This window comes from Ensifer sesbaniae (assembly GCF_013283665.1).
Classification (GTDB): Bacteria; Pseudomonadota; Alphaproteobacteria; order Rhizobiales; family Rhizobiaceae; genus Ensifer; species Ensifer sesbaniae.
The window spans coordinates 474556-498834 of sequence record NZ_JABEKU010000003.1 but is presented as its reverse complement, the minus strand read 5'-3'; the positions used below and the strand labels follow the sequence as shown (position 1 = coordinate 498834).

Genomic DNA, 24279 nt, shown 5'->3' with positions numbered 1-24279 from the left:
AGCGCGTATCCCGATCGCGATCTGGATTGCCAGATGGCGATCGAATTCGCCTTCAGATCGGTGGCCGACTGCGCCGAGGCGGCCGGCTGGACTGAGCGAGAGGTCGCCGACGCTTTGATCGAACTGGCGCATAATCACTGGTTCGCCCTCGAGGCCACAGACAGGATGTTCGAAGAGGCCGCCGGCGCGATCATCCGCAAGGCGAAATCCTCACCACTTCATTGAAGTTTAGGCCGCGCCCCTTCTCAGATCCCCGTCAGCCGGGGGAATGAACACCACCGAAACCAGACGCGATCCGCAGCGTGGACAGCGGAGCCGAGACGCGAGCATAGCAAGCGGAAAGTCCCGGCCGCGAGTGGTGACGAGCGTCAGCATGTCGAGATCATAGGTCCACGTGCACTCGCGAATCGACTTCAGGCCCTCGCGCTTACCGTATGCGCAGCGCGCCTTAAGTCGCCATCCCAGGCTGAAAGCTTCGCCAATTGTCTCGACCATGAGATTGAAATAATATAAGAACAAACAGAGAACAATCATTGGCGTCCGAACTCCCCAATTTTGGGCGGAGCCAGAGAGGAGACCGTCTCGTGAGCGATGAACAGGGCGCGACAAAGGATACAACCGACGGTCCGTGGGTCCATCTCTGCGAACACCCGACATGCACCAAATGGGGCGGCTTCGGTTTCTCTATCGGCAAAGGCCCGTCCAAATGGTTCTGTTTTGAACATCGGCCGGAGACCTGACCGATGGCAGCTCGCGAAGAAGTATGGCGCCGACACGCCGATAGCCATTCTCCGCCCTCATCTCGTCTGCTCCCAATGTGAAAACCGTGAAGGAAACGGCCTGAGACTTGGCAGGATCAATCGCAACGCTTGAGGGGACGCATGTGCAACAAGTACACGATCGAAGTGCTCTTTGACGAACTGTGGCGCCGATCGAAGGCGGCGCGCGATATCACGAACCGGGCGAACCCGTCGCAGGAGGCCTATCCCGATCGGGTCGCGCCGGTCGTTCGGAACACCGCGGACGGGGAGCGCGAGATCGCAAACCTTACATGGGGCATGCCCTCACCTTCGTTCGTGACGAAGGGGAAGCCCGATTATGGAGTGACCAACATCCGCAAGACGGATTCTCCGCATTGGCGCCGCTGGCTGGGCGTTGAGAGCCGCTGCCTGGTGCCATGGAGGACATTCATCGAGTGGGAAGACACGAAACCGAAGAAGACCGAGCGCCAGTTCGTGATCGACTACGGCCAGCCCCTCGCCTTTTTCGCCGGAATCTGGACTGCATGGAAAGGCGAGCGCGGATCGACGAAGAACCCACGTGCGGGCGAGCACGAGCTGTTCGGCTTCCTCACCTGCGATGCCAACGACGTCGCCAAGCCAATCCATAGCAAGGCAATGCCGGTTCTGCTGACGAGCGAGGCTGACATCGAGCTCTGGATGACGGCCGACTGGGAACAAGCGAAGGCGCTGCAGCGCCCCTATCCCAATGATGCGATGACGGTGTTGCCAGCGGAGAGAGCTACAGAGCCGCTGCTCCTTTAGTGCTTTAGTGCAGCAGACGCGGCGCTTGTAGCCGAAGGACGTAGTTCCGGGTGCCACAAAGTGGTGTCGCCGAAGCGGGCAATTGCCTCTCGTCACCGATATTCGGTTGCCTGCAGAAACCGGTCTCCTCCGAAACCCTGTTGGAGACCGTAGACGCCTTGCTGCTCCAGGCATCTCCGGCCACGCGTCGCCGCACCGGATCGACCTTCCCACAAACGCTGATCAAACTCACCGAGAGCGGGGGCTGGGTTTCAAGACGGGTCATCTCGAGCACGAGCTTGGCTGACGGTGGAGTTGCGGGACGACGCCCGGCCACCGCTTAAAACATCCCCTGCTCCTCGTAGTAGGGTCTGCCCGTAGATACGGCGTCGAGGATGCCTTTCAGAAATTCCTGAATAATGGGCCGCTGGCCGTTGTCGCGACCGGGGCAAAGGTCGAACGCGCCGACACTGGGGAATAGGTAGGCCGGGCTGCCATCAAACGCGGATGGATGTCGCACGAACAAGTTCTTGCGCGGTCCGGTGAGTCTGAGGGATGCGCTATCGCCGGGGAAAAGTATGTAGGCCCCGCGACTGCTCATGATGCCGTCCCGGTAGGTGTGCATCTTGAACAAGTCGTCCTGACGATAGACGCGCGCCAGTTCGGCCTCATAGTCGGCGTCCAGATCATCCTCGGCGTCTTCGGTCTCGGAAACGGCCTCAAGGTCAACAGAGTCCAGCCGGTACTTGGCGTCGAAGTGGAGCCAATGGCGATGAAGGAAACCGTCGCCTTGGACGATGATCTCTATGCTGTAGTCCGGGTCGAAGCGGGCCGTGTAGCTTCCGTGCCATGCGGAGAGACTGCGCGTCGGGCGCTGAAAGGCGCGATTGTAGAACAGGTTCATCTTGACGGTGCTCGTGCTATCCCGCTTGTAAAGATAGCTGACCCGACTGCGCTTGCCGCGAAGGAGCCGGACCTGCAAGCCCCCCTCGGTAACGTCAATTAGTGAACTGTCGCCCGGCAGTTCCGCCTCGGCGAGTTCTGCCAGCGAACGACGCAACAGAAAGAAGCACCAATACTCATACAATTCGCTGACCGGCCGGAGGTCGCCGATCAATCCATCGGCCAGCTGTCCGGCACGCTTCCACGGCAGTTCAAGGCTCATCCTGAGCGACAGATCGAATTTCAGGATTTCACGATAGCCGCGGCGCTTTTGAAGTACCTGCGAATTTGAAGGGAAATTGCGGAACGTTCCGACCTGCCGCCACTGCCCGGAAGCGAGTTCTTCGTCCAGGGCGAAAATCCAGCCCTCTACCTCCCGGAGCGAAGCGGTTCTTCGGTTGTGCGCCAGGCTCGCTGCTAGGCGCTGCGCGATAAGCAGCAATTCTTCGAGAAAGAATTTAACATAGCGGTTCTCGACCGTGTCGGCTGTCTCACACGTCTCGAGCACTGGAAACTCGCGCGGGCTGTAGCCATGAAAGAGGCGCGCGAGGGGGCCGCCTTCTACAAGCACGGACTCGTCAAGTTCCTCGATGAAGGCAACAACGTCAGGCTCCTGGACGGCGCTTATATCCTCGATCCCCCGCCATTGATCGAGCCGCGTATGGAAGGAGCGCCTGATTTCATCAAGCGCGACCGGTAGATTGCGGTCGGTCATGATGTGTCGCATCTGGAAGAGGAGCGCCGCTTCAGTTTCGGGCGTTACGTCGGAAAGATTGAAGGACGCGCTGACCGGACTGTCGCATTGAAGGAGGAGTTCAGAAAATTCCTCCGCCACCTCGTCAAGGAGGGCGCGAAACTCATCAAGATATCCGAGTTTGCGACAAACAACCTCGGCAATGAGGGGCGCATCGTGACCAAGGCTCAGGTCGAGAATGCCGGCGTGGCCCCGCAAGCGCAGAAGACCGGAAATCGTCGTACTGCCATCGGCATTCTCGCGCCATCGTCTCGGCGGGTCGATGCGAAACACGGTTGCGAGCCGTTCGTTAAACGGCCAACCTTTCGGGTACGGCGCGCCGTTTTCCAGGTCGGCGAGGCTCTTGGGCAGCGTTACATCGACGAGATATTCGGTGTTCTCCCGCAGCTGGAATCGCTCAAAGAGAACAGGACTGTTCTCGCGCCAGCATAGTGCGGGGATTCCGCGCGCGGTGTGCTCGTCCGGCGAGGTTTCTTCCTCGGCCATGACCAGTTGCGGGGCCGGCGGCGGAACGGGAAGCTGTTTGCCGCTGCCCTTGGACCATTCGAGGTCGATGTGGGTCTTGGCCCCCCATGAGAAGCGCGCTCGGTGGAGCGGAATAGCCATGTTGTCAGCTTACGAATGACACGTAGCCGGTCGCCTGTAGGCGGTCGTGCATGGTGTCGAGTTTCTGCCGAGATAAGGGAAGCTGCGTTGCCGTTCCCGCCAACGCCAGCTTGCCCGCCGCCGGTATCTCAACTTTCGTACCGAGACCCAACGTGTAGCCGGCACTTGGAGTCGAGTTTGAATCGTTCCCTGCGTAGAAGGCGGAAAGCGCGCGCAGACTGTCGCCGAGCGACCTTCTGTTTCCGTGAATCTTCGGCAAAACCTTTTGCAGGACCGCGTAGTCGAGCGCGTCGTACCAAGCCTTAAGCAACGCGGCCTTGTCGGCCCCGGCCGCGTGCTTGGTCAGCATCCACTCCGTCACATAGATGAAAACCTCCTTCGCGATGCGATAGCCGAATGCAAAGCCCACCGGCGAAACGAGATCGTAAGTACCGTCAAGCGCTGTCACCATAGCTGCGCGGATCGTGTCGATCTCTGTTGCCGTAAGCCCCGTGTCGGTCAGGGAATCGAGGATGGTCGCGGGATTGGCCACGGCGTATTTTTGACTCTCGCGCGCATCGATCCCGCGCTTTAGCGCAACATCGGCTTGAGCAATGGCAACGATCCCTCCGGGCTCCGTGCGGGTGGCAGCCCCAAGGTAGGCGCTTGGCCGCTCGGCATTCAGTTCGATCACATGCGCACGGTCGAGAACCTTCGGTGAGAACATGTAGGTGGTCTCGTCGACATTGACCGTGCCGACGAAAAACAGATTGGGCGGAAGGATGAAGTCGCGCCCGTCGTTGAGCATCGCGGTTGCCGCCTCCGACTCCCTACTTCCGGGACTGTCGGCTTCGAGTACGGCCGCGATCAGCTTCAGATCGTCGCCGCCGATCAGAGAGAGGCCGCTTTCCGCATCGAGAATATTCGCCGCCTCCATAAGGGACAGGAAAGGCGCAAAATACCGCTCCACATGGGAAAGGTTCATCTCATCGAAGATCAGAAAATGCGGTATATCGGCCGCATCCGAATGACTCGCACGAAGAATGAGGCGGATCGCGTCGGTGATCTCATAGCTTTCGTGCGTCGTGGTTCCGTCTGGTAGTTTGCGCTCCTTCCCGAAGGGCGTTCGGAATCCCAGTAGCCGCTTGGGTGAGGTCCAATCCGGCCCCACTGCTATCAATTCGAAGATCGAGCCCTGTACCTCGTCAGCATGGAGGCGCTGCAGGCCCTCGGCCAGTTTCAGGGCTGCTCGTGATTTGCCAGTGCCGGAAGGGCCGGTCAGGATGACGAAATTTTTGGCTGCGAGCGCGGTGACAAGCGCGAACGATACCTCGGCGGGGTTCTCCGCCTTGGTAACTCCGACCGGCAAGGATTTTACCGGGAGATAGTCCTGCGGGGCTGGCGCGCTCGACACAAAGGGACCGCCGTCGTCTGTGGCGCTATCGTCAATGGACGTGTCGAAGACGGCCGCAATCTCGGCAGCGGTGAATCCGATGCGTGCTACAAACTCGTCGGTAACACGCTTTAGGCGACCGGCGGCGTCGGAGATTCCCGTCAGCACGCTATCGAGGTCCTGGCCCCGCCAGTACCAGACCGCCGCCTCGGTGAGGTTCGGAAGGGACTTTGCCTTGTTAGCGGTGAGCGCCAATGCCGCGAGGTGGGTATCGTAGCCAGATGCCAGGCTTGCCTGTCGTGGTGAGTCACTGCTCAGAACGATGATATCCCGCCAGGGCGTACCGGAGATTGTTGAGTTCGTGCCATTCGATCGGTAACGGCGCGGCCGATATCCGGTCTTGTCCGCTTCCCGCAATGCGAATGGATTGAAGTAGTAGTGATCGTCCCTGCCAAGTCCGGCAGCCCCGATTTCTTCAAGAGCTTGGATAAAGGCCGGCGCTGACTCAGCAATGGCGACGCTTGCCGCGCCTTTGATGGCCATTGTCCGCTTGACGATCATAAAATCAAACAGCGGCGTGCGCTTCGCGCGCGACTCGCCCAACTGGCTGATCGCCCGTTCGATCCTTTTAGCCGAAAGAAATATCGCCACTATACGGCTCCGCTCCCGACCTTCTCAAGGTTCTGGACCATCATCTTGCAGAAGTCCTTCTTGATATCGATACCGATGCTGCGGAATCCGTTCTTGCGCGCGAAAACGAGACTTGTCCCGCTACCGGCAAAGGGATCAAGGACAACGCCCCGGGAGGGCGTGGTCGCGAGGATCGGAATACGAACAAGTTCTTCGGAGAAGCGCGCCTTGTGACCGTTATGGAGGCCGCGCACCGGGGGCACTTCCCATGTATCGAGCGGCGGCAGAACCGAGCCGGAGTCAGTCGGTCGGCCGACCGGTTCTTTGTTGAAGTAATACCAACGATCTTTCACGAAATGAAAGACGTACTCGTGGGACATAGAACACCGGTCGCGCACCTGATCGGGAATGGGATTCGGCTTTAGCCAGACGTTGTCATTGCGGACGGTCCAGCCCTTGTCCTGCATCGCGATAGCAAAGCGGTGCGGTATCAAGAGCAACTGCTTGGGGATGCACCACTTGCCGTCGCCCTTCTTGTCTTGAGGCCGGAGACCAAAGCGGCGTGCGCCCTGCTTTACCTCGCCGCTCTTGTGCTCGCCTTTGCCACTCCAATAGGTGTCGCCGATATTGACCCACATACTGCCGTTCGGAGCGAGGATGGGATCGCAGGAGTCGAACGTCTGGACCAGTTTTTCGATGAACGAAGACGGGTGTTCTTCAAGGCCGATCTGCCCGTCAACGTCGTAATCACGCTGTCCATAGAATGGCGGTGACGTGACGATGCAATTCACCATCATTCCTGCCTGCGCCAACAGTCGGAGCGCTTCGGAAACATCCATGTTCAGGATGATGGTGTGCTCGTCCGCGTAGTACGCCTTCCGTTGCAGTAGCGGCGACCCGAAAATACCGTCGTCAATGACCATCGGGGCCATCGCGGCATTGGCCTTTGTCTTCGGCTTGCTGCCTGCTGGCCTAGCGGCCTTTGTTTGTCTCTTTGGGCTTACATCCTTGCCGGCTATTATCCGAAGCGCCGCCTTCTCCATTCCGATCCCCCGTTTGGCAATTAATTAACATTATTCTATTCAAGCGCGGCGGTTACTCTTCAGCTTCCTATTTTCACCGTCTTTCATAACTATAGCTCTTTGAAGTGTTTTCTTTCTCCGTGTATTGTTCCTGGATTCATCGTCGTTAATACCTTTAGAGACTTCGACGCTGCTGAACTTTAGTCGGGCTTGGCCGATATCGTGTTCGCTTTGCATCCGCATCAGGTGAGCCATATCCGCCCCAAAGGCTTTTTCGAGGCGGATTGCCATTTCGGCAGACAGCGCCGCCTGCTCGTTGAGAAGGCGCGATAAGGCCACCCGGTGAACGCCCAACGCGGACGCCGCATCTTTCACGGACAAGCCGCGTGGCTCGATGATCTTAAGTCGGACAAACCGCCCCGGATGGGGCGGCGTCCTGGACAGCTGGGCTTTAGCGACAATCACGGCGGACTCGCAGTTTCGAATCAGTCCGGAAAGGTTATGGAAACACAACTAGCGTGTAAAGTTACGCGCTACGCTGCCGCCCGGCCGCGACCGGGACGGCAGATTTTCTTCTCTTCGTGCATGCTCGGCCAGGTTTTGGTAGTCCGGACCACGGCAAACAGCGCCTTTGCGGCGCAGGTTCACCCACGGCCGGCGCCGCAACTTTCCCTTTGCCAGGCGCGCACGTCCGTTGACGATGGTACTACTGACGCCTGGAGAGAGCGCCTCCCGATCCTATGGGCGGCGCTCTTGCGTGTCAGGCGGCCGCCCGGCTGTCCCTCGGCTGCACCGGCAAGAAAGTCGGCGGCGCGCCGAGCGCCGGCATGCGCGCTCCAATTTCCATACGACCCAGATTGGCGGGGCGCAGTTCACCAATTTCCGCACCACGCCCTCCAGGTCCCGGCTGAACTTTCTGTCGCTTCTGAGAGGCAACGATCAGGACTATGCCCTCAACGACGCGGCATTCGACTATCTCGATCGCCGTCGCGTCGATCCGGCGCTGGTCGCCAAAATCCGCAGCCATGAACCCAGACGGTTTTGCAATCAGGTGCCATTTCTCGAATATCTGGCGAACAAAGGCATCGACATTTTCCCTCATTCAAAACCTCGAGGAGTACGAGATTCCCGTGGCGCAGGCAGTCAGCGCGGAGTCCGGCGCATAATCCAGCGGAGCAGCGCGGCGAACCGCGCTGGCTCCAATTCCCGAAGTCAATTTCGATAGGATCGATGAAGTCTCGATCTATGAGGGACTTGAGCAGGAAAGTCGCGCGTTCTTGGTCGATTTCGACCAGCTTCGCGATGTCCTTTACGTAGACTGGAGATGTAACTTCTCGAAGGCGATGAAGCGCGACGATGATTGCAAGCTCGTCAATGCAGTTTTTTCTTTGCTCTGGTGTAAGCACGCGTTGGCCTGCGCATTCAATCGTAGCTTCGCTCAGAAATCCAAGACCGAATTAATCTCATTGGCGGTCAGAGTACCCCGTGTTGCGATCAGGTAAGCCGCCAAATAGGTCCGCTTCAGCCTTGATTCCCGCTCGCCCCGCGGCAAGTAATTGACGATCGCCAGTCGGGTCGCTTCTTCGTCCCGCGCAACGTCCGACAGTTCATTTGCATAGCCGACGCTCGTAACCCCGCCAGTCGCCCTGCGTTCATCCCACGCATGAACGGCATTCGCGGCCGCCAGTTGCGCTGCGATATGCCGATCGATCAACTCACCAAGGGAAACCGCAGTTTCCGCCCTTCTACCTTCTTTGTGTCGCGTCCTAGCCGAAGGTCCCGAGATTTCTACATTAGAAACACCATAGGAAGCTGACGCACTCATCTGTTCTGAAATTAACATCCCAAAATCCAACAGTTGTACGCTTCATCTTGCAGGCGCCACAAAGTTGCACCGAGTGGATTGATAGAGGACAAAGGCACGATAGGATAAGAAATCTAGCGAAACCAAACGAAACCAGAGCCCGTAAGCCATTGTTAAAAAATGGAAAGTTATTTCTTCCTCCACCGAAGGACGGCAGTGATTTCAAAGAATTATTCAGACAGTTAGCGGCGGCGGGAGCGGGGCGGCCATTGGGCAGTGATGGTTTTCCCACAGGTCCATGGACGCCGGAGCTTCTTGCCGAGGCGATTTCACACATCGATTCCAACCGGATTGGGGTCGATCTGCGAACGGTGCAGCTTTGGTTTCAAGAGAACGAGAAAGGGATTAGCACTGCCAACATTCGTTGGCTGGCAAGGATTTTTGGGTGCGATGATCCGGTGGCAATCAGCGAATGGCAGATGGAGCTCAGTGCAGCGCAATCTCGGTTGACGGCCAAGAGGCGAGATTTGAAGAAAGCCGGAAGCAACGTTGCGGCCGGGGTTCCAGAAATGCCACGGGCTGCGACCGTCGATGATGAAACAGCGTCCCCGCCCAAGTTGGCACGGGAGACTGATAAGGGGTCGGGGCGGCGTGTCAGTTTGGCGATGAGATCGGAAGCGCTTTTTAGTCGCGGATCTCCCTTGAATTTACCGGCGTCGATATTCGCGGGTGCCTCCGCCCTTGGGTTTTTGTCGTATATCGTGGGGATCCACAGTGCCACTTATAGCCGGGCGGATGGTGTCGTTAAGCAGGTCGGTTTTCTATGGGCGCCGAACTGGACGTTCCTCTTCATGGTGCTCCTGCCGCTATTTTTCGCGTTCGTGATAGAGCTGCTGGTCTTCTGGAAACATGACGCGCGCTTCAGGCTGGTAGCGCAGGGCGACCGGTTGGAAAGCGACGATGCATGGACGCGCAACGTTCAAGCTTATTCGTACACATACTGGGCGGTTTTCTTGATCTGCGTCTTGTTCGCGGGTCTTTTTCAGTGGATCGGCGTGTGTTTAATCCCGCTGCTAGAAGGCGGTGACGACTACGCGACCAGTTGGGGCACGTTAGCGATTGTGCAACCTGACGTCATATCCGTGCCAGTTTCGATTGTTTTCACGGCGCTCGCATATCTCTACATGTGCCTCTGCTTTTACCTTTTTTTCGTGGGCCTCGTTCTGCTTCATACGATCGTCCATGATCTCTGGAGAATTGAAGAGGCATCAACTGTGCGACCGGTAGAACATCGGCGCGAGGGCGGTGAAATCGGCCTTAGGGTAATGCGCGGGATTTTCCGGTGTACTGTCCTGGGTGTTCTGGTCGCCATATGCATGAAGGTCCAAAGCTCGTACCTGAGCTCGAACGGAGGAGATATCGTGACCTGGATTGCCCACGATATGTCTTCGGCCCTGTATGAGCGCCACGACGGCGGCAATAGCATCAGCTATAGGATGCCAACGCATTACAGCAGCCTCCTAGTCGCCATTTCGACCTGTATCGTTTTTCTGTACGCTTCCATCCGCTTGGGTGTCGGAAAGCGGTTTCGCGTGCCTCTACGGAGGATGTCTGCAGTCGTAGGGTTGCTCTTGGCCAGCTACTTGTTGATCGATGCGTTTGAGGGCTTTTCGATTCTCGTCGGCGTTGGAGTGCTGCTTGCGACATACGGCCTCTTTGATCCAGAGTTTGGGCGATGGCGAGCAAGCGAGTTAGGAAGCAACCAGAGTGTATCATAATTGGCTTGATCGTTGGGACGAGCGGCGGGCGCGGCGCGGTGAGGAAGCGAAGAAAGTAACGGATTTCATCCTCGATGCCGGCCGGGCCTTTCCGGACGAGAAGAGGATAGAAACTATCGACGAGTTTTGTGTCCTTGCGGACCAGGCCCTGTCTGATTCAAGCTGGTACGATGAGCCGAGCGGGAGCGGTCAGGGCTTTGAAAGGCACGATGGGTGGCTCAGATTTCCATCGGACATTTCTACTGACGTCGAAGAGAACAACGTCGTTTGGGCAAAAATCACCGAGAGCGGCTCGCACGATCAGGCATTGGTGATTTTTCATCACTGGAATGCCAACGCCCGAAATCGTCAGATTGCCAAGTTTTTCTCGCAGCGTGGGATCACGGTTGTCGAGATTGCTATGCCTTATCACTTCGAGCGCAGCCGTCCCGGCTCGCTGTACGCCGATTATATGCTTAGTTCGAATCTCGGCCGAACGATCCAGTCTGTAAGGCAGGCCGTATGGGATGGGCGAAAACTCATACGCTGGTTGAAGAGCGAGGGCTATGGAGAGATTTCGGTTCTCGGTATGAGCTTGGGCTCTTGGGTCGCGGGGATCATCGCGGCGCACGACCAGGCGGTGTCTAAGGCCTCGCTGTTTCTGACGGCGGGGAGTCTAGCGGATATGGTCTGGACGGGGCGCGCGACACGATCGATAAAAAATAGCCTTGAACCTGAGATCGGGCTGGCAGATCTGAGAAGGGCATGGGCTCCGCTCAACATGGAGAATTACGCGGATCGTTTGGCGCGGTCCGATCTTGATCTTCACGTTGTGTTGGCAAAGAGAGACAAAGTGGTGTTGCCAGAGCTATCGGAGAGGTTCATGCAGCGGCTGAAGGACGCCGGAGCTAGGCCAAATATTATGAAATTAAACTGTGGGCACTATTCGCTCGGCATGCCACCTTACATTCTGCTGGCTGGCTTGAGCTTGAAGCGGTTTCTGTCGTGTGCTGAGAAGGCCCGGCGAACATGAGCTGGGCATCGCGCGCCACGCGCGGTCCCCGTCTCATACTCTTCTATCTGGCGGCTCTCACGCCGACGTTCTCGCCTAGCTTTCCCTGCGACAATTGCAGCCAAACCCTTCGCCCACGAATCCGACGACCGACGTGAAGTTTCAAGAGGTCGCTTGGAGTCGGAATCGTGCCCGGTGAACTGCGCAACGTATGCTCCTAGTGCGGCTTTGCGTTTTCTGTCCAATGTCTCACGTTCGAGCCAGGATCGATGTATCGGCCAAGCGAGCGAAGGTGGGCGGCGATTTCCAGTAGCAGCATGTCGCGGTCGCCATATTTTTCATCAATCCGGATCAGCTCCGGCTCTGCGACCTCGTATTCTTCTTCTGTCAGGTCGCTGTCCCCGATGACATACCCATCGTGACCGATCGCGCAGATGTCGCAGCCGGTCGCAATTATCTCGTCAACAAAAGCCGGGATCTCGGTTTCCAGCATCAGTCGCTTAGGCTGTTTTATTCCCATGCTCTGCCTCCCCCTGCAAGGCATCGGCGGCGAGCGGAAGAGATGGCGCGGCAGGTGCCGCGCCATCTCTATCGCCGTCGTTGTTGATGTTCGATTGGCTCACAATTCGACTGAGCAGGCTGTGAACGTCCTGCAACGTTTCCTCGTCAAAGGTCCGGAGCTTTTCGATCGAGGCCAAAAGCAGCTCTGCGGAGGTTTCGGTTTCGCCCCAAAGGTGGCGTGCCGGCGATGATAGAATCTCTTCCGGACGCGCCCCCAAGACCTCGCAGAGGTGAACCAGTCGGCCGACAGTCAGACGCGAAACGTTGTTTTCGTAGCGCTCATAGACCCGCTCGCTAAGGCCGAGCATGGTCGCCACTTTTTTCCGGGCCAGTCTCCGCCGATCCCTTGCTTCCCGCAGGCTTGAGCTGATCTGTTCTTCAAGATCCGCACTGAGAATGACCTTACCGTCGAAGGGCTTGCGATAAACCGGTTTACCTATGCTCGGATCATCAATTTGCTGTAAACCGAGGTCTATAATCCATTGATCGAGAGACGGTCCTGCCATTCATCCTGCCATAGGGTTGTTAGCGTGGTACAGACCTGTTTAACCCAAAAGGTTGTAATATTGGACCCCTTAAAGCGTCATGTCTCGTATCAATTTGGCGCATCGCTGAAGCGAGCCCGCTCTATGCCTTCGGCACGAAGCCCGCAAAAACGCGCTCTTCGCCCATGCGGGTAACGATCGGTTGCGCAAGCGCCGCTTCGGCGCGTCTCGCCTGACTGCATCAATTTGCCTCGAAATCCCGTTTACAGGCCGCTGTGAAATCAGCATATTGCCTGCCGAAAACTCTATCACGGGTTGGTCGTGGCAAGTCGCTAGCCCTTCTTGTCATGAACCGCGGGGGCCGTCCTGATCTACGAGGCAGGGCGGCCCTTTCCGTATCCGAAATGGCGGCCTGGCGGCCGGCTCTGCCTTCCTGAAGGAGAGAACGAGGGCGCTGCCCTCTCTCCCTCACAAGGGAAAAAACGGTCTCCCCGTCCTTCCTCTGCTCGCTTTTGGCTCGCTCCGTGCAGGATCGACGCGGATCCGTATGCGCGGATCCCGCGTCGCCCCTTCGGCTTTGCCTCGGGCGGGCGAACCCCCTCCGTTTTGTTCCCTTGCCTCCCTCTCTCCCGCTGCTCCGCGCGAACTCGGGGAGCAGGAGCGGGGCTCCTGCCCCTCGGGCAGACGCTAGACCGCTTCGCGGAATGGAAAGGGCTAGAACAATGGTACGCGCAAACACAGCTTATGTGCTGGACCCGGAAACGACGATTTTTAGGCCAGTCGAGCTTCCGGTCTCGATGGGCATCAGGCCGATTTATGACTTGGTTGGATGCCGTCTTCTCGAAGTCGTGCGCTTCGATGAGCGCCACACGCTTTTTGTCGACGAGGAAGGATTGAAGGACGGCTTGACCGCCTTCACCATCTTTGAAGGCTTCCCGCAGCCGATCGCGGGCAAGATCGTTCTTGTTGGCGGCGATGGTAGCTCCCCCTACACGTCTCCCCTCGTCAGTCTCGAGGATGCGGCCAAGCATTTCAAATGCTGCCGCCCGGTCCTGGACCCGGTTTTCGCCAAGGCCGACGAGATTTCACCGGGCGGGATCATCATCGCCGGTGCGCTCGCAGGCTTGCAATGCCGCATCGAGCGCCGCGCCCCTACCCTTGTCGAGGGAGAGGCATGATGAAAATCGCAGCCTTTGAAAACAACATCCTCGCTATCGTCGCAGGAACCTTCGCCGCAACCATTGCGGCGGAGGACATCGAGGCGCAGTTTCACGCCGTCACCCACTTTCCCGACCGGCGCACGAAGGCCGAGCTTTCAGAGCTTGCGGAGCGGTTGAACCAGTTCGCCGATTGCGTGGCCGAGCTTTGGGACAAAGCCTGCGCACCGATACCCGAACCGGAAATCGAAGCCTTCGCCCGCCGCCACGTCGAATTGACGCGGCGCTATTGGGCGGCGGAAGGCCGCTGCATGAACTGGTTTATCACCGGCCCCGCCCGCTTTCCCGTCGCCCGCAATGAGAAACGCATGAGGATCGCTGAGGCGCGCCGCGCCGACCTGAAGGCGCACGAGGCGATGGCGCGCAAGGCGGTGAAGCGGAAGGCATTTCCGCATGGCACCGATGATGAGCCAATCCGTTCCGGCGATCCAGTGGCCCTGCAGAAGATCATGACGCGCATCGAGGAGACAGCGCTTGCCATTGACCGGATGAAAGCAGCGAACGCGATCATCCGGCGCATGGAAAAGGACCTCGCCAGCGAAGAGGACATGATTGCCGCCGTCGTGGCGAACACCGGCCTTTCCCCGGAAGCCGCAGCCAGCGGCATCAAACTAGCGCCGTGGCAGTCCCGGCGCGGTTTCACCACGACCAACAGCCGCGCCGAGCTTCGCCGCCTGCAACAGCGCCTTGCGGCCCTTGCAAGGATGAAGGAGCGAGGCACCCAAAGCCAAGAGGTCGAGACGAGCGCCGGAGCCGTCGAGATCAAGGAGAACGCCGACATCGCGCGTATCCAGTTGATCTTTCCCGGCAAGCCCGATGATCCGACGCGGCACGTCCTGAAGGCCAACGGCTTCCGCTGGTCGCCGTCGCAAGGCGCGTGGCAACGGCATTTGAACGAGGCCGGGCGCTACGCGGCGCAATGCGTCCTGAAAAAGATCAGCGGCGCCGATGGCGCCTGATCTTCCCCCATTCGAAGGAAGGACATTCCGATGACTCAGGCAATCTATTTCGTCATGGAGTTTCACGGCACGGGCGACCCCTATTTCGGTGGCACGGCCGCCGATTGGGCGCTCTACAAGACCGAGGACGGCGGGCAGGTTTTCATCAGCGCCGCCGATGCGCAGCGCCGGAAATTGGTCGTGGCCTATTATCCGACCACGACTGAGGCCGAACAGGCCGGAACCGCAGCGAGCACACGGAAGGGGCGGATTTCCGCCCTTCCGGCAAAACTCCGGCCGGAAGTGCCGACCGGACAGATTTCATGGATCGTCGGCAACAAGCATGTTGGTGAGGACGATAGCGAACTTGCCGAGGACATGGCCGACAGGGCGAAACGGGCGGGTGCGACCGATCCGGACATGGTGGCGCAGATCGTCGCCTATGCCCTTGCCTGCCACCGTGCCAATCAGGCGCTTGTCGCTCATTTCCAGCTCTAGGGAATGCCAGTCATGCGACACCAGCGCCGCAGCGTCGAGGTTTTCGACACGCCGTCAGGCATGGGCGGAAGCTTCACGGTTTCCATTGTCGAGGAGCTTGCCGCCGATAAAGTGCGGGTGCGCGTCTGGTACGGACGCGCCACCGCGCAGGGTTGGGAGGTTTGGAAGGAGTGGGACGGGTACACTTTCGAGACTGAGCGAGCCGCCCTCACCAACCAGCGGACAATGCCGCTTTTCAAATAGATCGAGGCCGCGCCTATGGCGCGGCCTCCCCCGAACAGGCCACGTAAGGAGCAAGCATTGAGCCGCTATACCGTTGCAGTGAAATCCGCGACCAGGGCCGACCCGGAAGCCACGATTGGCTATGACCGGCCCTTGAGGACCTTCTTTTTGCAGGCGTTTCCGGACCCTGAATCCGACGAATGCGCCCTATGGCTAGGCGCTTTCCTTGAGGAATATCCGAGCCTGGAGTCGATCATCGAAACCGCGCGGGCGCAAGGCCACGAGGTTCACGGCCTCACGCGCGAAATGATGCTGGCAATGGTCAAGGAGGCCGGACCGCCGTCTCCACCGAGCCTCGGTGAACGCCTTGGAATTGTCCGCTAGCGCCGCGCAATCAGCCCTGATCCGCATCGAGCGGACCAAGGTTGATACGAGGGGCGCCCCTGACGCCCCTCCCCTCGTGCTCCCCTCCCCATCCACGGCGGCCGCCCCGCTGACGCGGGCCGGCTCACTTCGCCTTGTTGTCGTTGGCGGCCGTCGAACACTGGAGTCCTGCCTGGACCCAGCTACAGCAAGACCGCGACCGAGATCCGGCCTGGTGGCCGGATGGCGACTTGCCGATTGATCGGAGAAGGCGGCGGCCGGGGCTACGAAGGCCGCGTTTTCCGGCCTCTCCTTGGTGGCTGTCCGCAATCTAACGCTGCGCACGATACGTCAGGGCCGGCCTTGGCGTGCAACCCTAAAGGGTTCTCCTCTCCGCTTCGCTCCGTTGCGACCGCTTCGCGGTGCACTCGGCCATCCCTGCCGTATTCGAGCTTCGCGATTACGCACAACCACCAAGGAGGATCACCCTCATGAAAACGCTCGTAACCTTCTGCCAGAAAACCGGTCGCCGCCTTCGCCTCTACATCAATCGGCAAGTCGTCAAACTGTCCCATAAGGGCCAGTTGAAAATCTCGGTCGCGGTCTCGCTTCCGCTCGTCGCGAAGGTCGAGGTCAGTTACCAGTGCGAGTTCAACGCCAAGGCTGACAACGACAACAAGGCGAAGTGAGCAGCGCTGCGCCCTGCACTGCAGGGCGCAGCTTTCCGCCCTGAACCTTGGGTCTCGTCAACGTTGGCGCTTACAGATTTGAACTCTTGCGAGCTGCGGACCTTGTTGAATCCTACAATTTCGAAGGTGCGGAGCCGCAACTATAACTGGAGCGTTGATGAGGAAAGGAGATCCAAATGGAATTCACGCTCTGGGCGTATCAGGTCACGCCGGGTTTCGACGATGTTCTGTACTTTGCGGAGCATGAGGCCGATTGCCGTCGTGCTGCACTTGAGCAGCGTGCCGAACTGGAAGAAGGCGACCCCGATAATGATGAGGAATTGGGTGCGATGGCTCTCTACGTGTTTGTGTTCCGGTCCATGACTGCCGGGGAACTGGTTGCCGTCTTAAATGGCGACACGTCGCTGATCGAGGCGTGTGCGGTGGACCGGAAACTTATCGGGCTGATCGCGGACTAAGTGCATTTAGGATCCCGATCTTGACTCGCCTAGGATTATGTTCCTATTTTGTTCTCTTCCTCGTATCGAGCAAGAGCAATGAAACTGACCGCGCCATTTCAGCCCGCAACGTACATCGAGCATAACCCTGCGATGTACAACACGATTAAAGGCTTACAGGAGTGGGAGGTCTTGGGTGCACGGTGCTCGGCATGTGGCCGCATAGGGTGGGTCAACAAGGACGCAGTGCTTGCGCGTTGGGGCGATCAATATCTTATGAACCTGAGAAGCAGGTTCCGCTGCGACTGTGGCAACCGAACTGACAACACTGTGCTCATTGGGCGATTGCCTCGCTAGTGAAATAGGTAGGGCCGTCTTAAGAGTACCGCTTGCCGGGGCCAGTCGGTCCCGGTTCCCGGCTGATCGCCGTCGCTATGCTGAACCTCCTGCGGCGGGCCTTTTAACCGGTCAAGCGGCGCGCGAACGGTCTTCGGCCGCTTTGCTAAGCCTACGCCTGGTACGCTCATTGTTGCTTTGAAAGGGAAAGGGCGCTCTGCCCCCTCTCCCCTGCAAGGGGAAAATCGGTCTCCCCGTCCTTCCTCCGCTCGCCTTCATCTCGCTCCGTGCAGGATCGCCGCGGATCCGCATGGGCGGATCATGCGTCGCCCCTTCGGGCGGGTGATCCCCCTCCGATTTGTCCCCTTGCCCCCTCTCCCCCGCTGTTCCGCACGAGCTCGGGAGCAGGAGCGGGGCTCCTGCCCCTTCGGGCACGAGACCGCTTCGCGGGAAAAGGGAAAACATTATGACCGAGATCATCACCGTTGCATTGAACAAGCTGGACGCCGATCCGAAGAACGTCCGCAAGACCTACAGCGCCGAGGGTATCGAAGCACTGGCCGCCAACATCAGAAAAGACGGCTACCGGCTTTTGCAAAACCTTGTGGTTCGCAAGGGCGACAAAAAGGGCCGCTATTTCGTGACGGCGGGCGGCCGACGCCTTGCCGCTCTTAATCTGCTGGCCGAGGCGGGGGAGATTACCAAGGATTTCGCCGTCGAGTGCAAAGAGCGCGAAGGCGCGACCGCCACGGAAATCAGCCTTGCCGAGAACATCATGCGCGAGGACATGCACCCGCTCGACCAGTACGAGGCATTCGACGCGCTTGCCAAGCAAAGCAAGGATGTTGCCGACATCGCGGCCCGTTTCGGCACGACCGAAACCATCGTTCGCAAGCGGCTTGCGCTTGCCCGCGTGTCGCCGGTCCTATTGCAGCTTTACCGCGACGAGGACATGAGCTTTGCGCAGCTATCGGCCTTCACCGTCAGCGATGACCACGAACGGCAGGTGTCGGTTTGGAACGCGCTTCCCACTTGGAACCGCGATGCGCATTCGATCCGGCGAGCGCTCACCGAGGAAATGATTGCCGCGACGGATAAGCGCGTGCAGTTCATCGGCGGACTGGCGGCTTACGAAGAAGCCGGGGGAGCGGTCAAACGAGACCTGTTCGATGACCGTAACGCCGGATATGCGGCGGATGCCGCCTTGGTCGAAAAGCTGGTGGCGGAAAAGCTCGAGGCGACCGCCGCCACCGTTCGCGCCGAAGGCTGGAAATGGGTGGAGTGCTCCGCAACGGCCCCCGCTGGCTATCATGCCATGAAGCGCCACTATCCGGAGGCGATTGCTCTTTCCGAGGAAGATCAGGCCGCGCTTGATGCCTCACAGACCGAATATGACGAGCTTGCCGAGTTGATCGAAAACGGCGTGGCCGACGACGAGGCAGAGACAAAGCTGGCGGAGGTCGAAAAACGGATCGACGCGCTCAATGCCCGGACGGAAGCGTACAGCGCCGAGGCATTGGAACAGGCGGGAACCTTCGTCTTCCTCGACTATTACGGTCGGCTCGCCATCGAGCGCGGTTTCGTAAAGCCGGACGAAACCGCTGAGACGGAGGACGAGGACGATTATGGCGAGGGCGAGCCGAGCGGCAAGGGCATGGTAGCGCCCAAAGTCCCGTCCATCAGCCATTCGGCTGCCCTGATCGAGGACCTGACGGCTCATAAGACTGCCGCGCTGCGCATCGAACTGGCGAACAATCCGGAGGTCGCCCTCGTTGCCGTCGTTCATGCGATGCTGTTGCGCGTGACTTACCCGTATAATACGGAGCAGAGCGCCCTTCAATTGTCGCTGACTCACGAGCGCTTGGAACCGTCGATGAAGGACGCCGAAAGCTGCAAGGGGCTCGCCGCTTTCAATGACCTTGCGGATAACTATGGCCATCACCTCCCCGGCAATCCTGCCGATCTGTTCGATTGGCTCTTGGAGCAGCCGCAAGACACCGTGCTTTCCCTACTGGCATTCGGCGCGGCGCACGCGGTCAATGCGGTGGAGAAGAAGTTCACGGATCGGAAAAAGGGCATCGAGCAGGCGAACCAGCTTGGCCACGCTCTCAAGGTGCATATGCCCGATTGGTTCGTGACGACTGGCGACAGCTATTTCAAGCACGTAAACCGGACGACTATCGAACTTGCGGTAGCCGAGGCGAAAGGCAGCGAAGCGCAACTGTCGGTTAGAGCCGCTGCTAAGAAATCCGAAGCGGTGACGATCGCAGATCGTGTTGTTGCCGGAAGCGGCTGGTTGCCGTCCCCTGTTCGCATAACATCGCCCGAGGCCGAACCGGAGATTGGAGCCGAGCGCAGCCCCGAAGACGAGCAGTTCCCCAAAGCGACTGAGTAACATCAGTCGCGGGCCGGTCACGTTTCCCTTCCGCGTGATCGGCCCTCCCGCCATTTTAGCGCACCGGTGATTGCGGGCCAGGATCGACCTGGCCCGCAATCATGTTGAGGGGAGGCCCCATCCCCCTCCCCTTCAAGCTCCCCTTCCCACCCGGAGATTTTCCGATTCGGAGAAGACTGCGCACCAATTTGCTGCGAAATGCTAAATTTGAGATAGCACGATTGATTTGGATAAGGGCGAGAAAACTCTTTAAAAGCAGTACATAGGCGTTAGCGTATCGCGCTTTGAAGGCCACGGCATGTAGCACGTTGTTGCGCCATTATGCTTTATGACGCTATGGTTCCAAATCAGCGGAATCAGCGCGATTTCGGAACTGACATTCTGACCATCTTTACGGAGAAGACACACCCGACCAGAAAAGAAAAACCGCTCCCGAAGAAATCCGGAAGCGGTCTGTGAGTCGATAAATTAGCCAAATCACTTCTCGCAGACCCTCCCTTCCCTGTCAATAATGAAAGCACCTTTTCGGTGAACGGCGAAGCTTTCCCTGGTCTCAAGACGGAGACGAGGAATGGGGAACACCCAAACGCATCAGCGGCCAAACGGCCGCCGGATAACGCCGCAGCGTGCCCACTTCCGCCGACTGGCAGAGTCGGCAGAAATTGGCACGATAACGCGCGCACAGTTGGCCATACTTGTTCAAAGCCTTCCGTGTACTGGCTTGATCAATGGAACCGAAAGCCATCTGCTGATAGCTCTGATCAACACGGCCCAGGCCGATACATTCGACAAATCGGGCCGCCCGATCGTGTTTAAGTCCAACCAGCAATTGGCGTTCGAAATCGGCCGGTCGGTCGGCCGCGTCAGCCGTATGCTGTCGCGCCTGTTCGACGCGGGCCTTATCACTATGCAAGACAGCGGCAATTACAAGCGCTATCCCATACGCAACGGCGAAGGCGAGATCACGGACGGATGCGGGATCGACCTGCGAATTCTGATCGTCCGATATACCGAACTCGATGAATTGGTCAGGCACGCGCGCGCCGAGAAGAAGGCCGCCGATGCGGCTTTGCGGCGCTATCGCGGGGCGCTTCGCAATGCTCGCTACGCCATAGCGATCGCCACCGAGCATTCCGAGCACGTCGTGAGGCTGATCGAAGGCCGCATAGATCGCGTGAGCGATCTTGTTGGGGTTCCCAGCAAAGCGCCGAGCCGTATGTTGCGCCGGGCAACAGCCCTCTTGGATTGGATTGTGGAGCGGTTGATGCGACTTCCGCGCCGACCGGCAGAAGCGCAAACGACCCCGAATATGACATGCCCGCATGTCGAAAACGACATGCACAAACAGATTACAACCCCCTATCCACTTGCAGATAGTAGCCAAGAACGGCGTTCGGCTAACGCCGAACAATTCAGTTCCCTTCAGGCTGGCTCCGCCAGCAAATGGGCTTTTGAAGAAAGCCTGGGGCGACGCTGGAGCGAAATCAACCAGCCACAGCGCTTGCCACAGGCAATAGTGGCCTTGCAAGACGTGCTTAGGGCGGTGCCAGCATTGAAGACCTACGGGTTTACGCCCACCAGTTGGGCCGACCTGGCGCGGGCCATGCCGCTGATGTGCCGATTTGCCGGGATCTCCGAGGATGCCCGCCGCCGCGCCGTCGAACTGATGGGTGAGCAGCAAGCCGCCGTCGCGGTCGCTGTGACGCTAGAGAAATACGACCGGCGGGACGTCAAGTCGCCGGGAGGTTATTTGCGGGCCCTGACGGACCGCGCCGCCGCGGGTGAATTGCATCTCGCCCGCTCCGTTTTCGGGCTCGCCGCCCGAAACTCCATGGAGGTCACACATTGAGACTTAAAGCCTTGCCGGCGTTCTTCGCCACCCTCATCGTCATTTGTGGTTCGGCAGAAGCCGCCGACCTTTCGGGCCGCGCCCGCGTGATCGATGGTGACACCATCAGTATCCGAAACCAGCGCATCAGGATCGCGGCCATCGATGCCTGCGAGCGCGATCAGACCGGATTGAAAGACGGAAAGGTGTGGCGCTGTGGCGTCGCAGCTCGGAGCTACCTCGGCAAAATGATCGACGGGCAGCATGTCCGCTGCGACATCATCGACCAGGACCAGTATCGCCGCTTGGTTGGCCAGTGCTTCATCGGAGATGTCGATATCGGACTTGCGATGGTGAAGGCTGGACTGGCAGAGGCAATGTTGCGGTATTTGCCGGCGACCCACTCAATCAGCGAGGTCGAGTACGGCCAAGCCGAGAACAGAGCCCGCGATAACGGTTTCGGTATGTGGGCGGCTGAAATTGAAAGCCCACACGTCTACCGCCGTTCCAAATCATCCGCGATGCCGTGATCATGTGATAGCCAATGTGGTGCAATGGCATATATGGCATTGTGCACCTTATTGCCTCATACTGTCCGTCAAAAGCGCCGCAATACCTGTTGCTCATGCCGGATTGTTGAATAATATTGATGCAGGATTTGCGGTTGTATGTCGTTGGAGGAACCGGGAAACGTTGCCAAAAAGGTTCAAGCCACACCCCTCTAAGGCGGTTGCTTGTAACGCTCGTTCGCACGTCGTCGCGAATTTGCGCAAAGCCGGATGTCACAAAAATTTCCCCGCCTTCGGCTTCCTCGCGAGAGCCAAATTTTCGCGTCCTCCAGCTTCCTCCGCTCCCGCTCCGGCCTACGGTGCCCATCGCTCACCGCCGTGCCGTTTGAACGATCATCGCAACCACCAAAGAGGAGTGAAAGACATGAACAACATCACCAACTACATCCAGTTCGACCGCGACAACCTCGACACCGCAAAGGGCACCGGCCTCATCTCCACCATCGACCGGGACATGGACATCAAGGTTGTGCCGTTTGACTCGGACAACGATAAGGCCCCGACGCACCGCGTTTACGCCAAATCTCCGCGCGGCCATGACATCGAGGTCGGCGGCATCTGGAAGAAAGATAACCAGGAGGGCAAGCCCTACTACACTCTTTCGATCCGCAAGCTCCGCTACAACGCCAATCTCGGCCGGTTCCCCGGCCAGGACGACGCTTCTCTGCAGGCGATCATCGAGTGGGAACCCCGCGATTGATCGGCCCACAGCGCCCGGCAACCAGTCGGGCGCATCCCCGAAAAGGCCGGAAAACCCGGCAAAATGCTGGATTTCCAGCATTTTTCCTGCTAGGTTGCCCGGTAACTGGAGATTTGCCAATGAACGTTCATTCCCGCCGACCGGACCGATCGCCGGAAGCTGTCGAGAAGCGGCGTAAGGCCGCCGAGCAGGCTCGCGCTGCGAACATCCGGCAGGGCTATGTTCACGATCCGGTGCTCGAGGCGGCAAACGCCCGCTATGTCGCCGGCGACATCACCACGGAAGAGTTTCGCGAAGAGATGCTGGCGCGCCTTAAGCGCGCCTGATCTTCGATCAGTGATTTGAACAAGCCGCCTGTATTCCCGGGCGGCTTTTTTCATGAGGAATCGATGCCAAACGAGCAGCCAAAGGGCGCTTACACCTACCCCGACGTTCCCGACGATCCAGATCGCACGGGCGTCTTGCGCAACAAACTGAGCCTGACGACACACTCCGAACTTCGACCGGCCGAATACGCGCTGACCCACATCCGACAGATCGAGATAGCCGAGGGGCGTGGACCGAGCGGTAATTTCGACAGGGCACATTTGAAGGCGATTCACGGGTACATTTTTCAGGACGTCTATGAGTGGGCCGGTCATACGCGCAACGAAAGTCCGATTGTCGACGGCCAGCGGGTGGAGCCGATCGGCGGCCTCTCTAAGGGCGGCTCGCCCTTCCTGCCCGGGTCGCGGATAGAAATGGGCTTGGACGAGGCGCTCAAGCCGATCCGAGATCCGCAGGCCCTTCGCAATGCCACGCCAGAGCAATTTGCCGAACGTGCCGGCCAGGTTCTTGCCGAACTGAATTATGTGCATCCGTTTCGTGAGGGCAACGGCCGCGCCCAAGAGGCTTTCATTTCCGAACTAGGTCGTCGCTACGGACACGAGATCGACTTTTCCGTGATCAGCAAGCCGCGCATGATCGAGGCGTCTATCGAGACTACGAACGACCCTTCGAGCCATGCCATGAAGCACGTGGTGCAGGACGCTATGGATCCTAACCGCCGTGAGGCGATCCGAGCGGCATTCGCGGATTTGAAAGACTGCGGCGAGGAGCCCTTACAGCACAACGTTCGCACCGCCCGGGCCGGCGAGGAAATCACTGGCACGGTTCTCGGAGTCGACGACCGCCTTACCAGCCTCGTGACCGATCAGGGAATTGCCGTCGCCGATCGCGCCGACTTGCCGGAGAGATTGCCGGCGGACGAGGAAATCACCTTTACCGCCCGATCGGACTTTTCCCGCCTGGGACGAGAGCAGCCGGCCCGGGAGCCGCAATCGCAACCAACGCCGGCCGGGCAGCCACAGCAGGACCAAAACCCGGAGCTGAAGTCGATCGAGGCGCAAATGGCGGCACAGCGAAGCCGTGAGCGCGATGACAACGATCATGGGCGGTAAGGAACCCACCCGCCATTAAAGCTGCACCACGCCGGCCATGATGAGCAGGCGTCAATGTTCAGCGCCCTCTCCTTCCGTCGGATGATTGACGGACAAGCTACGATAGCCCCTCCCCCATGCAACCGCTTGGCGCGGTCCTCCACTCCGTTGCGGCCCTACGGGTGCATGGGCTCGTTTCGG

Annotated in this window: 25 protein-coding genes and 1 pseudogene; 19 read left to right on the top strand and 7 right to left on the bottom strand. The window is 58.9% G+C overall.

Annotated elements, in window-relative coordinates:
• Positions 1 to 33 precede the first annotated feature (33 nt).
• The 3 genes from BHMPCIPO_RS30980 to BHMPCIPO_RS30970 all read left to right on the top strand — a co-directional run bounded on the left by BHMPCIPO_RS30980 (position 34) and on the right by BHMPCIPO_RS30970 (position 1544).
• Positions 34 to 225, top strand: a complete 192-nt coding sequence (locus tag BHMPCIPO_RS30980) for a hypothetical protein (protein ID WP_173520642.1) — start codon at positions 34 to 36, stop codon at positions 223 to 225.
• 359 nt (positions 226 to 584) lie between these two features.
• Positions 585 to 740 (top strand): hypothetical protein, encoded by a 156-nt coding sequence (locus BHMPCIPO_RS30975; RefSeq protein ID WP_173520641.1) that lies wholly within the window; start codon positions 585 to 587, stop codon positions 738 to 740.
• 141 nt (positions 741 to 881) lie between these two features.
• Positions 882 to 1544, top strand: coding sequence for an SOS response-associated peptidase (locus BHMPCIPO_RS30970; RefSeq protein WP_173520640.1), 663 nt, complete (start codon positions 882 to 884; stop codon positions 1542 to 1544).
• A 319-nt stretch (positions 1545 to 1863) separates the two neighbouring features.
• On the opposite strand, the gene BHMPCIPO_RS30965 is transcribed toward BHMPCIPO_RS30970, so the two are convergent.
• From BHMPCIPO_RS30965 to BHMPCIPO_RS30950, 4 genes are read right to left on the bottom strand one after another with little or no spacing between them, the layout of a single operon-like run.
• Positions 1864 to 3825 (bottom strand): DUF2357 domain-containing protein, encoded by a 1962-nt coding sequence (locus BHMPCIPO_RS30965; RefSeq protein WP_173520639.1) that lies wholly within the window; start codon positions 3823 to 3825, stop codon positions 1864 to 1866.
• Positions 3826 to 3829: 4 nt separating this feature from the next.
• Positions 3830 to 5848, bottom strand: a complete 2019-nt coding sequence (locus BHMPCIPO_RS30960) for an McrB family protein (protein WP_173520638.1) — start codon at positions 5846 to 5848, stop codon at positions 3830 to 3832.
• Complete coding sequence (locus BHMPCIPO_RS30955) at positions 5848 to 6870, bottom strand: DNA-methyltransferase (RefSeq protein WP_246304751.1); 1023 nt, start codon at positions 6868 to 6870, stop codon at positions 5848 to 5850. The genes BHMPCIPO_RS30960 and BHMPCIPO_RS30955 overlap by 1 nt, the downstream gene beginning before the upstream one ends.
• Before the next feature lie 39 nt (positions 6871 to 6909).
• Positions 6910 to 7314 carry a HigA family addiction module antitoxin gene (locus BHMPCIPO_RS30950; protein ID WP_080579148.1) on the bottom strand — a complete coding sequence of 135 codons (405 nt, stop codon included), beginning with the start codon at positions 7312 to 7314 and terminating at the stop codon, positions 6910 to 6912.
• A 358-nt stretch (positions 7315 to 7672) separates the two neighbouring features.
• Between BHMPCIPO_RS30950 and BHMPCIPO_RS34000 the strand changes: the two are divergent.
• Positions 7673 to 7945 (top strand): annotated as a pseudogene (locus BHMPCIPO_RS34000) (IS66 family transposase); the annotation flags it as partial.
• 342 nt (positions 7946 to 8287) lie between these two features.
• On the opposite strand, the gene BHMPCIPO_RS30940 reads toward BHMPCIPO_RS34000, so the two are convergent.
• Positions 8288 to 8692, bottom strand: a complete 405-nt coding sequence (locus BHMPCIPO_RS30940; RefSeq protein ID WP_376741736.1) for a hypothetical protein — start codon at positions 8690 to 8692, stop codon at positions 8288 to 8290.
• A 131-nt stretch (positions 8693 to 8823) separates the two neighbouring features.
• On the opposite strand from BHMPCIPO_RS30940, the gene BHMPCIPO_RS30935 reads away from it, so the two are divergent.
• Both BHMPCIPO_RS30935 and BHMPCIPO_RS30930 read left to right on the top strand, forming a co-directional pair.
• Positions 8824 to 10431 (top strand): RcgA family putative transporter, encoded by a 1608-nt coding sequence (locus tag BHMPCIPO_RS30935; RefSeq protein ID WP_173520636.1) that lies wholly within the window; start codon positions 8824 to 8826, stop codon positions 10429 to 10431.
• On the top strand, positions 10421 to 11443 hold the full coding sequence (locus BHMPCIPO_RS30930) for an alpha/beta fold hydrolase (RefSeq protein WP_173520635.1): 1023 nt from the start codon (positions 10421 to 10423) through the stop codon (positions 11441 to 11443). Before BHMPCIPO_RS30935 ends, BHMPCIPO_RS30930 begins: the two co-directional genes overlap by 11 nt.
• 196 nt (positions 11444 to 11639) lie before the next feature.
• Here BHMPCIPO_RS30930 and BHMPCIPO_RS30925 read toward each other — a convergent pair whose 3' ends face one another.
• Together BHMPCIPO_RS30925 and BHMPCIPO_RS30920 are read right to left on the bottom strand one after the other, a co-directional pair.
• Positions 11640 to 11942, bottom strand: a complete 303-nt coding sequence (locus BHMPCIPO_RS30925) for a Y4lK-related protein (protein WP_037433855.1) — start codon at positions 11940 to 11942, stop codon at positions 11640 to 11642.
• The gene (locus BHMPCIPO_RS30920) at positions 11923 to 12489 is read right to left on the bottom strand and encodes a helix-turn-helix domain-containing protein (RefSeq protein ID WP_080579146.1); all 567 of its coding nucleotides are present in this window, start codon (positions 12487 to 12489) and stop codon (positions 11923 to 11925) included. Before BHMPCIPO_RS30920 ends, BHMPCIPO_RS30925 begins: the two co-directional genes overlap by 20 nt.
• A gap of 701 nt (positions 12490 to 13190) precedes the next feature.
• Between BHMPCIPO_RS30920 and BHMPCIPO_RS30915 the strand changes: the two genes are divergently transcribed.
• From BHMPCIPO_RS30915 to BHMPCIPO_RS30855, 13 genes are all read left to right on the top strand, one after another.
• Entirely contained in the window at positions 13191 to 13646 is a 456-nt protein-coding gene (locus BHMPCIPO_RS30915; protein WP_037433852.1) for a DUF3846 domain-containing protein, read from the top strand.
• Positions 13646 to 14644: a DUF8626 domain-containing protein gene (locus BHMPCIPO_RS30910; RefSeq protein ID WP_246304750.1), complete on the top strand. Its 999-nt coding sequence runs from the start codon at positions 13646 to 13648 to the stop codon at positions 14642 to 14644. The genes BHMPCIPO_RS30915 and BHMPCIPO_RS30910 overlap by 1 nt, the downstream gene beginning before the upstream one ends.
• A gap of 30 nt (positions 14645 to 14674) precedes the next feature.
• Entirely contained in the window at positions 14675 to 15121 is a 447-nt protein-coding gene (locus tag BHMPCIPO_RS30905; protein WP_173520633.1) for a hypothetical protein, read from the top strand.
• A gap of 12 nt (positions 15122 to 15133) precedes the next feature.
• Complete coding sequence (locus tag BHMPCIPO_RS30900) at positions 15134 to 15364, top strand: hypothetical protein (RefSeq protein WP_173520632.1); 231 nt, start codon at positions 15134 to 15136, stop codon at positions 15362 to 15364.
• A gap of 57 nt (positions 15365 to 15421) precedes the next feature.
• The gene (locus tag BHMPCIPO_RS30895) at positions 15422 to 15727 is read left to right on the top strand and encodes a hypothetical protein (RefSeq protein ID WP_173520631.1); all 306 of its coding nucleotides are present in this window, start codon (positions 15422 to 15424) and stop codon (positions 15725 to 15727) included.
• 470 nt (positions 15728 to 16197) lie between these two features.
• Positions 16198 to 16395, top strand: coding sequence for a hypothetical protein (locus BHMPCIPO_RS30890; protein WP_173520630.1), 198 nt, complete (start codon positions 16198 to 16200; stop codon positions 16393 to 16395).
• 176 nt (positions 16396 to 16571) lie between these two features.
• Positions 16572 to 16853 carry a hypothetical protein gene (locus BHMPCIPO_RS30885; RefSeq protein ID WP_173520629.1) on the top strand — a complete coding sequence of 94 codons (282 nt, stop codon included), beginning with the start codon at positions 16572 to 16574 and terminating at the stop codon, positions 16851 to 16853.
• A gap of 781 nt (positions 16854 to 17634) precedes the next feature.
• A complete protein-coding gene (locus tag BHMPCIPO_RS30880; protein ID WP_173520628.1) occupies positions 17635 to 19563 on the top strand; it encodes a ParB/RepB/Spo0J family partition protein in 1929 nt (642 codons plus the stop codon).
• Between the two features lie 571 nt (positions 19564 to 20134).
• Entirely contained in the window at positions 20135 to 21412 is a 1278-nt protein-coding gene (repC, locus tag BHMPCIPO_RS30875) for a plasmid replication protein RepC (protein WP_173520627.1), read from the top strand.
• Between the two features lie 11 nt (positions 21413 to 21423).
• On the top strand, positions 21424 to 21921 hold the full coding sequence (locus BHMPCIPO_RS30870; protein WP_037434025.1) for a thermonuclease family protein: 498 nt from the start codon (positions 21424 to 21426) through the stop codon (positions 21919 to 21921).
• A gap of 403 nt (positions 21922 to 22324) precedes the next feature.
• The gene (locus BHMPCIPO_RS30865; protein WP_095689859.1) at positions 22325 to 22660 is read left to right on the top strand and encodes a DUF736 family protein; all 336 of its coding nucleotides are present in this window, start codon (positions 22325 to 22327) and stop codon (positions 22658 to 22660) included.
• A 119-nt stretch (positions 22661 to 22779) separates the two neighbouring features.
• Entirely contained in the window at positions 22780 to 22986 is a 207-nt protein-coding gene (locus BHMPCIPO_RS30860; protein WP_173520626.1) for an antitoxin VbhA family protein, read from the top strand.
• 63 nt (positions 22987 to 23049) lie between these two features.
• Entirely contained in the window at positions 23050 to 24099 is a 1050-nt protein-coding gene (locus BHMPCIPO_RS30855; RefSeq protein WP_173520625.1) for a Fic/DOC family protein, read from the top strand.
• The last annotated feature ends 180 nt before the right edge of the window (positions 24100 to 24279 follow it).

Excerpts from the sequence above, each read along its gene's own strand:
- BHMPCIPO_RS30980 (WP_173520642.1), top strand. The coding sequence starts at position 34 with ATGGCGATCGAATTCGCCTTCAGATCGGTGGCCGACTGCGCCGAGGCG.
- BHMPCIPO_RS30970 (WP_173520640.1), top strand. The coding sequence starts at position 882 with ATGTGCAACAAGTACACGATCGAAGTGCTCTTTGACGAACTGTGGCGC.
- BHMPCIPO_RS30965 (WP_173520639.1), bottom strand. The coding sequence starts at position 3,825 with ATGGCTATTCCGCTCCACCGAGCGCGCTTCTCATGGGGGGCCAAGACC.
- BHMPCIPO_RS30955 (WP_246304751.1), bottom strand. The coding sequence starts at position 6,870 with ATGGAGAAGGCGGCGCTTCGGATAATAGCCGGCAAGGATGTAAGCCCA.
- BHMPCIPO_RS30940 (WP_376741736.1), bottom strand. The coding sequence starts at position 8,692 with ATGTTAATTTCAGAACAGATGAGTGCGTCAGCTTCCTATGGTGTTTCT.
- BHMPCIPO_RS30925 (WP_037433855.1), bottom strand. The coding sequence starts at position 11,942 with ATGGGAATAAAACAGCCTAAGCGACTGATGCTGGAAACCGAGATCCCG.
- BHMPCIPO_RS30920 (WP_080579146.1), bottom strand. The coding sequence starts at position 12,489 with ATGGCAGGACCGTCTCTCGATCAATGGATTATAGACCTCGGTTTACAG.
- BHMPCIPO_RS30915 (WP_037433852.1), top strand. The coding sequence starts at position 13,191 with ATGGTACGCGCAAACACAGCTTATGTGCTGGACCCGGAAACGACGATT.
- BHMPCIPO_RS30910 (WP_246304750.1), top strand. The coding sequence starts at position 13,646 with ATGAAAATCGCAGCCTTTGAAAACAACATCCTCGCTATCGTCGCAGGA.
- BHMPCIPO_RS30905 (WP_173520633.1), top strand. The coding sequence starts at position 14,675 with ATGACTCAGGCAATCTATTTCGTCATGGAGTTTCACGGCACGGGCGAC.
- BHMPCIPO_RS30900 (WP_173520632.1), top strand. The coding sequence starts at position 15,134 with ATGCGACACCAGCGCCGCAGCGTCGAGGTTTTCGACACGCCGTCAGGC.
- BHMPCIPO_RS30890 (WP_173520630.1), top strand. The coding sequence starts at position 16,198 with ATGAAAACGCTCGTAACCTTCTGCCAGAAAACCGGTCGCCGCCTTCGC.
- BHMPCIPO_RS30885 (WP_173520629.1), top strand. The coding sequence starts at position 16,572 with ATGGAATTCACGCTCTGGGCGTATCAGGTCACGCCGGGTTTCGACGAT.
- BHMPCIPO_RS30880 (WP_173520628.1), top strand. The coding sequence starts at position 17,635 with ATGACCGAGATCATCACCGTTGCATTGAACAAGCTGGACGCCGATCCG.
- repC (WP_173520627.1), top strand. The coding sequence starts at position 20,135 with ATGGGGAACACCCAAACGCATCAGCGGCCAAACGGCCGCCGGATAACG.
- BHMPCIPO_RS30865 (WP_095689859.1), top strand. The coding sequence starts at position 22,325 with ATGAACAACATCACCAACTACATCCAGTTCGACCGCGACAACCTCGAC.
- BHMPCIPO_RS30860 (WP_173520626.1), top strand. The coding sequence starts at position 22,780 with ATGAACGTTCATTCCCGCCGACCGGACCGATCGCCGGAAGCTGTCGAG.
- BHMPCIPO_RS30855 (WP_173520625.1), top strand. The coding sequence starts at position 23,050 with ATGCCAAACGAGCAGCCAAAGGGCGCTTACACCTACCCCGACGTTCCC.